Here is a 343-nt window from a genome sequence, read left to right on the forward strand (position 1 = left end):
GTGTGGCGTTTGTAAATTCTGTACTTCAGGTAAAACCAACCTATGCTCAGCCGTACGCGAGACTCAAGGTAAAGGCTTAATGCCAGACGGCACCACGCGTTTTTATAAAGACGGTGAGCCAATTTATCATTACATGGGTTGCTCAACTTTCTCTGAATATACCGTCTTGCCAGAGATTTCGTTGGCCAAAGTGGACAAAGACGCACCGTTAGAAAAAGTTTGCCTACTTGGTTGTGGCGTGACCACCGGCATGGGCGCGGTTATGAATACGGCTAAGGTTGAAGAAGGTTCTACCGTTGCTGTTTTCGGTCTTGGTGGTATTGGCCTCGCCGCCATCATTGGT

At 48.1% G+C, this 343-nt stretch carries 1 pseudogene; it reads left to right on the forward strand.

The features are described 5' to 3' along the window. Positions 1-343 (forward strand): annotated as a pseudogene (locus tag AAEZ03_RS26385) (S-(hydroxymethyl)glutathione dehydrogenase); the annotation flags it as partial.

The organism is Pseudomonas sp. HY2-MNA-CIBAN-0224, assembly GCF_040310285.1.
Classification (GTDB): Bacteria; Pseudomonadota; Gammaproteobacteria; order Pseudomonadales; family Pseudomonadaceae; genus Aquipseudomonas; species Aquipseudomonas helleri.